The organism is Dialister sp. CAG:357, from assembly GCF_000435155.1.
GTDB classification, from domain to species: domain Bacteria; phylum Bacillota; class Negativicutes; order Veillonellales; family Dialisteraceae; genus Dialister; species Dialister hominis.
The window spans coordinates 29,510-40,715 of sequence record NZ_FR896447.1 but is presented as its reverse complement, the minus strand read 5'-3'; the positions used below and the strand labels follow the sequence as shown (position 1 = coordinate 40,715).

Genomic DNA, 11,206 nt, shown 5'->3' with positions numbered 1-11,206 from the left:
CGAGCCGCAGAATGGGCAGTCATTCTGCGGCTCCTTTTTTCGTGCATTTATTTCAGCGGGCGAAGGTATTTCCCTGTGATGCTCTTGGGGGAATCTGCAATTTCTTCCGGCGAACCGCAGGCAATGATGCGTCCGCCCTCTTCTCCGCCGCCCGGGCCCATGTCGATGATGTAATCGGCATTCCGTATGACGTCAAGATCATGCTCGATGACAATGAGCGTCGCGCCGTGGTCGACAAGTGCGCGGAATACAGAAAGGAGTGTCCTTACATCGAGCGGATGGAGGCCGATGGTCGGTTCATCAAAAATGAAAATCGTATCTTCCTGGGCGCGCCCCATTTCGCTTGCCAGCTTGAGCCTCTGCGCTTCCCCACCGGAAAGTCCCGGCGTTTCTTCTCCCAGTGTCAGGTACCCGAGGCCCAGTTCCCTCAAAACCTCGAGTCTTCTTTTGACGAGTTTCATGTCCTGGCAGAATCCGAGCGCATGATTCACATCCATGTCCATCAGTTCAGGAAGGGATCTTGCTTCTCCCTTTTTATTCACAAGACGGATGCCTTCTGCGTCCTTCCCATAGCGCGAGCCATGGCAGGACGGGCAGGGAATCTCCACATCCGGCAGGAACTGTACATCCAGGCTGATGACGCCTGTCCCGTCACAGACTGGACATCTGAGTTTTCCCGTATTGTAAGAGAAATCTCCTGCTTTGAATCCCTTTTCCCTGGCACCTTCGCTCCTGGCGTAGATTTTTCTCAGCTCATCATGGACATTCGCATAAGTCGCAACCGTCGATCGTACATTGATGCCAATCGGCGTAGAATCGATAAGTTTGACATTCTTTATGCCGGAAGGATCGATAGAAAGCACATGGCCGGGGAGTTTTTCGCCTGCAAGCGCTGCCAAAAGTCCCGGGATAAGACTTTCAAGCACCATGGTCGTCTTTCCAGAGCCGGATACACCTGTCACGACCGTGAGCCTTCCCTTAGGGATTTCTGCGTCAAGCGGCTTTACTGTATGGATCGGCCCCGTTTTCATCCGGATGCATCCTTCGCTGAAGATTTCTTCCTTGGGAATAACAGGAAATACGCGGCGCGGATAATTTCCGGAAAGGAAACGGCCTATTTTCGACTTTGGATTTTTGCCGATTTCTTCGACAGTCCCCTCTGCAATGACATTTCCTCCATCACTTCCCGCATCAGGCCCCATTTCAACAATCCAGGATGCTTCTTTCAGGATCTGCGTGTCATGATCGACAAGGACGACGGAGTTCCCGTCGCTGACGAGATCTTTCATGACGCCGCAAAGCCCCTCGATATTCGAAGGATGAAGTCCTATCGACGGTTCATCCAAGACATAAAGGACGCCGGTCGTCCTGTTCCGGACCGCTCTTGCCAGCTGCATTCTCTGCCTTTCGCCGGTAGAGAGCGTGCTTCCTGCCCTGTCCAGCGAAAGATAGGACAGGCCAAGATCCATCAGCCCTTTTGCTGTCCTCAGAAATGATCCGCAGATGCTTTCAGCCATCGGACGCATTTCTTCCGAAAGAGACTCCGGAACGCCCTTCACCCATTCTGTGATTTCACCAAGGGTCATGCGGCATGCTTCATCGATTGAAATCCCGCGAAGATTCGGCTTTCTGGCAGTCTCTGAAAACCGGCTCCCTTGGCAGTCAGGACATGTTTCCTCTTTCAGGAAACGGCTGACGCGCTTCATGCCCTTGTCATCCTTGACTTTGGCCAGCGCATTTTCCACGGTATGGACGGCACTGTAATACGTGAAGTCGAGTTCGCCTGCTTCATTGGAACCGTTCTTCGGCCTGTAGAAGATATGCTTTTTGACAGCCGGCCCATCATAGACGATTTCCTTTTCTTCATCCGTGAGGTCCTTGAACGGGATATCTGTCCTGACGCCCATTGCGCGGCAGACGTCTGTCATAAGAGACCACATCAGTGTTTTCCAGGGAGCAACGGCGCCGTCGTCAATGGAAAGATTTTCATCGGGTATGAGAGACGCGCGGTCGACCATGTGCACCATGCCCGTACCTCCGCATGTGCGGCAGGCACCCTGGCTGTTAAAGGAAAGCTCTTCGGCTGAAGGCGCATGGAAATGAACGCCGCAGACGGGACAGGTAAGTTCCTTCCCTGCTGCCACATTCAAAGAAGGCAGGACATAATGCCCGTTGGGACATTCGTGGCTGGCCAGCCTTGAATACATGAGGCGGAGCCCGTTCAGAAGCTCCGTTCCCGTACCAAAGGTAGAGCGGATTCCCGGCACCGCCGGTCTCTGATGAAGCGCAAGAGCAGCCGGAATGTAGAGCACTTCATCCACATCTGCTCTTGCTGCCTGCGTCATGCGTCTCCTCGTATAAGTGGAAAGCGCCTCCAGGTACCTTCCCGATCCTTCCGCATAGAGGACGCCGAGCGCCAAAGATGACTTGCCCGAACCGGAAACCCCTGCAATGCCCGTAATCGTTCCCAAGGGAATATCCACGTCGATATTTTTAAGGTTATGGACGCGGGCGCCTCTGACCTCTATGCTTGATGGCGCATTCGCTGCTTTTTCATACTGTTTCTCCATATTTCCCATCCTTTATTTTCCCTGCAATTGACATTTCACTATATAAAAAATATACTATATCCAAAATTTAAATCAAGTACAGAAAATGCATGTGCCTGCCGCGTAAAGGAGAATTTCTATGGAATACATGACATACGAAGAATACCTGGTCAATGTGAAAAAAGGAATCGTGACCGATCTCGGCCACTGTCCCGTCACGCCGCTCCTCCTGATGCTGCAGGGAAAGTGGAAAGCCCAGATCCTTTATGAACTCTGTATCCACGATACGGCAAGATTCGGACTTTTGAAACGGATGCTCAAAGGAATCACGAATGCATCCCTTACGAAGGCTCTCCGCGAGCTGGAATCTGACGGGCTCATCAAAAGGGAACAATTCAATGAAATCCCGCCCCATGTAGAGTACTCTCTCACGGAAAAAGGAAACGATCTTCAGCCCATTTTTTATGAAATCATGAAATGGGGCTTCCATTACGACAGCGACGGAAATGCCATATAATATTTGATCACCCCTGCATCTGTTTACCTGCAGGGGATTTTCTTTATATAATGATTCGCTCAGGTAAAGCATCTTCATTTCAGCAGCCTCTTATTAGTTCTCATCATAAATTTATTTATTTTAAATATTAAACTTATTTTTATATCATTTTATTCACATCATCTAAAAAATATTATTTTTATCTAATAATTGACTTCGGTTCATTAATAATTGACTGACGTTCATTTATTTTCTATGAAAATTTAAATAAAATTCTCTTTGAATTCTTAACTTTAAATCGAGTTATTGAACACAATCTCATGCCTGTTATGATATAATTAAAGTATAGAAAGATGTGTTTAAATCATAATCAGCCGCTCGATGGATTGATACGGATGGATTCATCTGCAGCGGATGAAATAGATCTTCCATGAAAGGAGGTATTCTATAGAACACCCTTCCGCTTCCCTTGCCCCGTTTCCTTTCCGGTCCGCGGCCGGAGAGGAACAATGCCGCCTCGGAAGGTGATTCCTTCCTGTGAAGAATAAATAAGAACACCCAACTGTTTTCCGTGGAAAGGAGCGCTCGCCATGCCTCTTATCGCCGTATTGAGTCTCGTTCTTTTATTCCTCGGCCACTCTACGCTGGCCGGAATTACTGGTCTGATTTTTGCTCTTCTGTTTCTGGCAGGATTCCGTCACGAGAAACGAATCCTTGTCTTATGGGCTGTCATGACCGGTTTCGCGCTTGCGTTCTTTGTGCCGCCTGGTCTGTTCCTTCCGATCCGTATTGGGGTTGCGTCTTCGATCGCCATGCTGGTGACTAAGCTTGTCATGCTCACACTTATCCCTCTTTCCATGGCCTACAATGGCATTTTCAATAAGATCCGTGAGTTCATGCTTCCTGATAATCACAGCTTCCTGTAATCAGCGCACCTGCGGCATGATTCAGGCTCCTTTGCCGCCGCAAAGTCACGGCTCGCAATGCAGTGAAAAAAGCCCGCCTCCATTTGGGAGAGCGGGCTTTTAGTATGCTTATTTCTGCTCGGAGAGCTGTTTTTCAATGCGTGTGAGCGCCATTTCCAGTGTATGCCACCCGAGAGTTGCACACTTGACTCTGACAGGCATTTTAGAAATATCCTTCAGTGTGATGGCTGCTTCGAGTTCTTCGAGGCTTTCATCATCAGTCACCTTGCCGCGGATCATATCGAGGAAAAGGCGGCAGAGGCGGATTCCTTCTTCAACGGTTCTTCCCTGAAGAAGTTCTGCCATCATGGCTGTGGAAGCCTGGCTGATGGCGCAGCCTGTACCTGTATAGGCGAGATCCTTGATCACGCCGTCTTCGATTTTCACTTCGATATCGATATCATCGCCGCAGCTTGGATTATGTCCATGTTCATGCACGGTCGGATTTTCGATCTTGCGTTTGTTTGTCTTGTCTTTATTGTATTCCAGAATCAGATCTGTATACAGCTGTTTCAGTTCCATCAGTCATCATACCCCATGACTTTACGCACGTCCTTCAGTTTATCGAGGAAGTAGTCGACTTCTTCTTCCGTGTTGTAGAAATAGAAGCTTGCGCGGCAGGATGCATTGACACCAAGGTAATGATGCAGCGGTTCTGCGCAGTGATGCCCGGTGCGGATGCAGATGCCTTCTGCAGACATGATCTGTGCTACATCATGCGGATGAACACCTTCGACTTCGAAAGCGATGAGGCCTTCTTTTTCTTCCGGGTTCTTCGGTCCTATGATCTGGATGAACGGCAGTTTCTTCATGCCTTCCAGACATCTGGTGACGAGCTTTCTTTCCTGTGCGCGGATATCATCATATCCGATTGCCTGAATGTACTTGATGGCTGCGACGAGTCCGACAGCGCCTTCGACGTACTGCGTGCCTGCTTCAAACTTGGCCGGAAGTTCTGCAAAGGTCGTCGTCTGTTCTTCTACGGTTTCAATCATGTCTCCGCCCATGAGGAACGGTTCCATTTCATCAAGGAGTTCTTCCTTGGCATAGAGAACGCCGATGCCGCCCATGGAGCACATCTTGTGTCCGGAGAAAGCGAAGAAATCACAGTCAAGATCCTGCACGTCGATCTGCTTGTGCGGTGTGGACTGCGCGCCGTCAAGGACGACGACTGCGCCATGCGCATGCGCTCTCTTTATCAGCGGCTTCGGATCGAATTCAACACCGAGCACATTGGATACCTGGGCAAATGCCAGAATCTTCACTCTCGGATCATCGATCTTCTTGAGTTCTTCTTCCGGGAAATGGCCGGTTTCCTTGTCAATGTAGATATAGTCAAGGACAGCGCCTGTCTTCTCGGCAGCTCTCTGCCAGGTGACGAGGTTGGAATGATGTTCCGCAATCGTGATGAGGATATGGTCGCCCTTCTTCAGGTGTGTCTCGCCATAGGAGCGGGATACGAGATTCAGGGATTCTGTCGTGTTTCTGGTATAAATGATTTCTTTTTCGCTTCTTGCATGGATGAAGTCACGGACGACCTCTTTGGAAGTGTCGTAAGCTTCTGATGCAGAGATAGCGAAAATATGCGCGCCTCTGTGCGGATTGCCATTCTGGTGAGTGACATAGTCCACAACAGCATTGACGACAGGAAGCGGCCTCTGAGTGGTCGCACCGTTGTCAAAGTATACGATCTGATGACCGTTGACCTGGGTTTCCAGTATCGGGAAATCTTTTCTGATTAAGTCTAAGTTCATTTTATCTCCTTGGAATCCAGTTTCCTTCTGACTTCTTCAATCACTTCATCATGCAGCGAGCTGTCCATGCTGTCGATGATCGGACGGATCAGCGCTTCCACAACGATTCTTCTTGCCTCTTCAAGCGAGAAGCCGCGTGTCATGAGGAAGTAAATCGTATTGGCATCGAGCTGTCCTGCGCTGGATGCGTGATTCCCCACAACGTCGTCTTCGGTGCAGAGCAGAAGCGGCAGGGAAATATTCTTGGTATGGGGATCGAGCTGGATGGCATAGTCGCCTTCATCGCCGACAGATCCGCTGCATCCCTTCTTGAAATTCAATGTGCCTCTGAAAATCTTCTTGGCTGTATCGGCCAGTGCGCCCTTGATATCGATCTTGGCATTCGTCTTTTTGCCGATATGGTCGATGTGGCAGAAGAAGTCGAGGTGCTGGTCGCCTCTTGCTGCATAAACAGCCTTTTCCTGCATCGTGGACTTGTCGCCCTCCAGTTTGCCGTAGCTGTGGACGATGACATTCTGTCCGCCAAGTTCGGCAGCCAGGAATACGGCCTTTGCCTTTCTGGCAAGGTGTGTATGTCTCTGGTCATAGATAGTCGCATGCGTCAGGCCTTTTTCCATACGGGAAACGCTGAGGTTTGCGCCTTCCTTCAGATCATAATACGCAGCAATGAGGCAGGTATCGGACGGTGCTTCGCCTTCGATTCTCCATACGAGGGAAAGCTTGGCTTCCTCGCCGAGATAGAATACGAACTGGCCTGCAAAGTCAGGATGAGCTTCATCTGCCTTGAGCGTAATCGTGAGTGATGTTTCAGCATGAGCCGGAACGGTGATGGTGTAACGTCTGCCGTCTGCGGCCGCTTTTACGGTTTCTTTGGATGCCCCGTTGAAGTCTTCCGGAAGCTCTCCCCCTTCTTTGACATATATTATATCGGAGAAGACCGGTTCGCCTGATTTCTCGGGCGCCTCGAACTGCATCGGGGTATCGTTGGTATGAAGGTACCGGTACGTAAGAAGCGGCAGTCGGTTGACCCTGATTTCTTCCATATGGTCCTCCTTATCCTATAGCGCCTTCGAATTCAAGATCGATGAGGCGGTTCATTTCTACAGCATATTCCAAAGGAAGTTCCTTTGAAATCGGTTCGGCAAATCCGCGGACGAGCATGGCTTTCGCGTCTTCTTCAGAAAGGCCGCGGCTCATGAGGTAGTAAATATCATCATCCGGGATACGGCCGATCTTAGCTTCATGGCCAAGATCGATGTCATCATTTTCAATGATGATGTCCGGGATCGTGTCGGATCTGGATTCATTATCCAGCATCAGGGATTCACAGCTGATAGTGCCCTTTGTTCCCTTTGCTTCCGGTCCGATGTAAACGACGCCGCGGTAAATTGCAGTGCCGCCTGCTTTGGAAATGGATTTGGAGTTGATATTGATGGAAGTGCCTTTTCCAAGTGCTTCCACCTTGGAACCAGTATCGAGGAACTGACCCTTGCCGGCAAACGTGATGCCTGTGAAATCACAGGTGGAATGATCGCCCTTGAGGATGGTATCCGGATAGAGGCAGGATGTATGGGAGCCGAAGGAACCGGATACCCAGATCATGTGTCCGTCTTCTTCAATGATGGACTTCTTGGTATTCAGGTTGTACATGTTCTTCGACCAGTTTTCAATCGTGCTGTAGCGCAGCGTTGCCCCCTTCTTGACGTAGAGCTCGACGGCTCCGGCATGAAGGTTTGCCACGTTGTATCTTGGAGCCGAGCAGCCTTCGATGAAATGGCAGTCAGCGCCTTCTTCAATGATGATCAGAGTATGTTCGAACTGTCCCGCACCAGGCGCATTGAGGCGGAAATAACTCTGCAGCGGCATGCGTACGTGAACGCCCTTTGGAACGTAAACGAAAGAGCCGCCGGACCACACAGCATAGTGCAGTGCAGCAAATTTATGGTAATTCGGAGTGATGAGCTTTCCGAAATACGGTTTGATCAGATCAGGGTATTCCTTGACAGCGGTTTCGAAGTCAACGTAAATGACGCCCTGTTCTTCCAGTTCCTTCTGGATATTATGATAAACGACTTCAGAGTCATACTGCGCTCCGACGCCGGCAAGAGATTTCTTTTCTGCTTCAGGAATGCCGAGACGATCGAATGTGTCCCTGATATTCTGCGGCAGGTCTTCCCATTTCGCCTTCATATCCGTCTTCGGGCGGATGTAGGTGTCGATATGATCCATATCGAGCTCGGAGATATCCGGAGCCCATTCCGGGAAGTCCATATGATTGTATATTTCAAGAGCCTGCAGGCGCTTTTCAAGCATCCATTCCGGTTCTTCCTTCTTGGCAGAAATTTCACGGATGACTTCTTCAGTCAGACCGTTGTCAGCCTTGTAGGAGTACTCCACCTTGTCCTTGATGTCGTAGATGCTTCGATTGATGTCATCGACCTGGCTCTTCTTCTTTTCTTCAGCCATGATCACACCTCGCTGCGGTATGCGTCAAAGCCATTGGTCTCGATTTCGTCCACCAGTTCCAGACCGCCTTCCTTGACGATCTTGCCGTCGATGAGGACGTGGACAAATTCCGGTGTGATGAACTTCAGGATCTGGTTCAGATGGGTAATGATCAGAAGTGAATTATTTTCATTGTGGTATTCGGAAATGTTGCGGGAAACGATGCGGACAGCATCGACGTCCAGACCGGAGTCTGTTTCATCAAGCATAGCCAGCTTCGGATCCAGGATGCGCATCTGAAGAATTTCACTCTTCTTTCTTTCGCCGCCGGAGAAGCCGTCATTCAGGTAACGTTCTGCATAGGACGGATCCATAGCCAGATCTTCCATTCTGGATTTCATGAGACGCTTGAAAGGGAAGAGTCTCTGCTGCTTTCCGGAAATCGTCGTCTTGGCTGTACGAATGAAGTTTTCAGTCGTAATGCCGGCAACGGAAATCGGATTCTGGAAAGAAAGGAAAATGCCGAGCTTGGCTCTCTTATCGACAGACAGTTCTGTAATATCCTGTCCTTCAAAGAAAATGCGGCCTTCAGTAATTGTATAAACAGGGTTCCCCATGATGGCATGAAGGAGCGTCGACTTGCCGGCGCCGTTGATGCCCATAATCACATGGACTTCTCCCTTGTTTACAGTCAGGTTGATTCCATGAAGGAGTTCTTTCTTGCCTACTGAAACGTGAAGATTTTCCACGCGGAGTAATTCGGTCATTCTATCACCTCATATATTGTAATCTGTATACGTCAGAGAATGTATACAATCAAAATCTTATTCCATTTTATATTATTTACGTGTAGCTGTAAATATATGAAATTTTTTCGATTTGTTTTCCAGCTCTCTTGTTCCTGATTTCGGGCTTTTTCTGCTTTTTCTTCCTTATATATGGATTTAACAAGAACAAATCCAAAAAACGCATACTACATATAGTATATCACAAGGGGATACCATCCCCAAAAAGGCAAAATAAAACCGCAAACCCGCGCCCTATACATGGAGAGCGTCTGCTTGCAGTTTTCAATTTCCGTTCACGGGAAGAAGAATTGCTTCCTCCCCTGACCGCATCTGGCACGCGGGGCCCGCAGGCACGCCGCTTGCCGAAAGCTGTCACAGCCAATCATTCCGACTTTGTCTGTTTCCCAGACATATTTGTACCGCTTGTCCTGCCGAAGGACACCGGCCATCCGCCTCCATAGAGCGCGGATGATTATTTATCCTCTGTTGTAATAGGGACCGCCGCAGAAATTTCTTCTGCCGTTCCCGTTAGGGCCGTAAGGACCGCAGGGGTACTGACTCTGATCCTGAGAAGACTGCACCTCTGAACTGTAAGCGCCAGGTCCGTAGCAATAAGGACCATAGGTCTCTGCCCAGACGGTATAACCTCCTGCAAGAACAAGGATACCTGCTAAAGCGGCCAAAATTTTGGACTTCAATGCAGCATCTCCTTTCTCTGGAATATACCCGGCGGTGATCATTCACCACTGTTCTTATTATACCATCGTCATCCAGCATGTATATAGGCAAGACTTAAACAATGCTTAAAGAAAAGATGAACAGCGTCCCTAAACTGTATGCAAAGAAAAAAGAGCAGGTGTTCCTGCCCTCTTTTCATCATTATCTTTGTAATTATTTAGAAGCCGGCTTTCCGAACCATTTTTCATAAATCTTGTCGTATGTGCCGTTTGCTTTCAGTTCCTTCAGCGCTTTGTTGACGCCTTCCTGAAGCTGCTTGTTGTCTTTCTTGAATGCGAATACCATTCCGGAACCGTCTTTCTGTGTTCCAACATTCTTCAGGTCCTTGCCTGCGCCCTGTTTCAGGTAGTACATGGCAACCGGCTGATCGATGACGACAGCGTCAAGCGTATTAGCCTGCAGTTCCATCCATGCCTGGGAATTGGAATCGAGCTGCTTGACTTCAGCAGCCTTGGCTTCCTGAGCCAGTTTGACCTGGTAGGTGCCTACCTGAGCGCCTACATTCTTTCCTGCAAGATCAGCCCAGTCGTTGATCGTGGTATTGTCTTTTCTTACAACGATGCAGTAGCCGTTATCCTTGAAGTATACGTCAGAAAAAGCGACCTGCTTAGCTCTTTCCGGTGTAGCATCAAGGCCGGCAGCGATCATGTCGATCTGTCCGGACTGGACAGCCGGAATCAGTGCATCAAAGCCCATGCTCTTGAATTCCATCTTGCTGCCCATCTGTTTAATGATGGCGTCAGCCAGATCAAGATCGAAGCCTACATATTTATCATCCTCTGTAAATTCGAACGGAGGGAATGTTGTTTCAGAGCCGACACGGATAACAGCAGGAATGCCGCCTTTTCCTGAAGCAGAACTCGATTTGGAATCTCCGCCGCCGCATCCTGCAGCAAGCATAACTGCGGAAGCAGCTCCGACAGCCAACAGAATTTTTAACTTTTTGCCCAGCATATGTTTCATCTCCACAAATGACAACTTACAAATGAATAAAAGGAATCTGCATGAAAATTCATTGCAGATACAGAAAAGCTCTCCGTCCGGTGTATTTCTCCACCCCATCCGGCTGGAATATCCTTTTCCATACATAACTTAATGCATATTCTATCAACTTTATACATTCCTGTCAATAAAAATACTGATTATTCTGTATATGACTGCATATATAATATTTCATTATATATAGGAGAGTGAAAATAGGAGAGTGAAAAAACCGCCTTTGAATAAAATGAATACTCGGCTGCAGGGAAGAATTCTCCCTCTTCTCACCGCCTTTTTGCCCGGCAGATTCACGTTTTCGTTGACCCCTACCCGCTGTCATGTTATATTTGAAAGTGCAAATACTCTGAAGACTATGCAAGGCAAAAAATTTTAGAGAATTTAGATATTGTTTATGTATTGTATAAGTTTTTACCTTACTCTTTAGGCAGGGGATTCTTCAAGATATTTCTGCTTCCTCCCCGCCGCGTCG

Annotated in this window: 10 protein-coding genes; 2 read left to right on the top strand and 8 right to left on the bottom strand. The window is 48.7% G+C overall.

Annotation, left to right across the window (positions count from 1 at the left end; genetic code table 11):
- Positions 1-47 precede the first annotated feature (47 nt).
- Positions 48-2,570, bottom strand: a complete 2,523-nt coding sequence (locus tag M3200_RS07070) for an excinuclease ABC subunit UvrA (protein ID WP_022382837.1) — start codon at positions 2,568-2,570, stop codon at positions 48-50.
- A gap of 118 nt (positions 2,571-2,688) precedes the next feature.
- On the opposite strand from M3200_RS07070, the gene M3200_RS07065 reads away from it, so the two are divergent.
- Together M3200_RS07065 and M3200_RS07060 are read left to right on the top strand one after the other, a co-directional pair.
- The gene (locus M3200_RS07065) at positions 2,689-3,066 is read left to right on the top strand and encodes a winged helix-turn-helix transcriptional regulator (protein WP_022382836.1); all 378 of its coding nucleotides are present in this window, start codon (positions 2,689-2,691) and stop codon (positions 3,064-3,066) included.
- Positions 3,067-3,635: 569 nt separating this feature from the next.
- Positions 3,636-3,971 (top strand): hypothetical protein, encoded by a 336-nt coding sequence (locus tag M3200_RS07060; RefSeq protein ID WP_022382835.1) that lies wholly within the window; start codon positions 3,636-3,638, stop codon positions 3,969-3,971.
- Positions 3,972-4,079: 108 nt separating this feature from the next.
- Here M3200_RS07060 and sufU read toward each other — a convergent pair whose 3' ends face one another.
- From sufU to M3200_RS07025, 7 genes are all read right to left on the bottom strand, one after another.
- Positions 4,080-4,532: a Fe-S cluster assembly sulfur transfer protein SufU gene (gene sufU, locus M3200_RS07055; RefSeq protein ID WP_022382834.1), complete on the bottom strand. Its 453-nt coding sequence runs from the start codon at positions 4,530-4,532 to the stop codon at positions 4,080-4,082.
- On the bottom strand, positions 4,532-5,764 hold the full coding sequence (locus M3200_RS07050) for an aminotransferase class V-fold PLP-dependent enzyme (RefSeq protein ID WP_022382833.1): 1,233 nt from the start codon (positions 5,762-5,764) through the stop codon (positions 4,532-4,534). Before M3200_RS07050 ends, sufU begins: the two co-directional genes overlap by 1 nt.
- Positions 5,761-6,807: a SufB/SufD family protein gene (locus tag M3200_RS07045; RefSeq protein ID WP_022382832.1), complete on the bottom strand. Its 1,047-nt coding sequence runs from the start codon at positions 6,805-6,807 to the stop codon at positions 5,761-5,763. The genes M3200_RS07050 and M3200_RS07045 overlap by 4 nt, the downstream gene beginning before the upstream one ends.
- Before the next feature lie 10 nt (positions 6,808-6,817).
- On the bottom strand, positions 6,818-8,230 hold the full coding sequence (sufB, locus tag M3200_RS07040) for a Fe-S cluster assembly protein SufB (protein ID WP_022382831.1): 1,413 nt from the start codon (positions 8,228-8,230) through the stop codon (positions 6,818-6,820).
- Positions 8,231-8,232: 2 nt separating this feature from the next.
- Positions 8,233-8,976 carry a Fe-S cluster assembly ATPase SufC gene (sufC, locus tag M3200_RS07035; protein ID WP_022382830.1) on the bottom strand — a complete coding sequence of 248 codons (744 nt, stop codon included), beginning with the start codon at positions 8,974-8,976 and terminating at the stop codon, positions 8,233-8,235.
- Between the two features lie 497 nt (positions 8,977-9,473).
- Complete coding sequence (locus M3200_RS07030; protein WP_022382829.1) at positions 9,474-9,695, bottom strand: hypothetical protein; 222 nt, start codon at positions 9,693-9,695, stop codon at positions 9,474-9,476.
- 193 nt (positions 9,696-9,888) lie between these two features.
- Entirely contained in the window at positions 9,889-10,689 is an 801-nt protein-coding gene (locus tag M3200_RS07025; protein ID WP_022382828.1) for a basic amino acid ABC transporter substrate-binding protein, read from the bottom strand.
- Positions 10,690-11,206 lie beyond the last annotated feature (517 nt).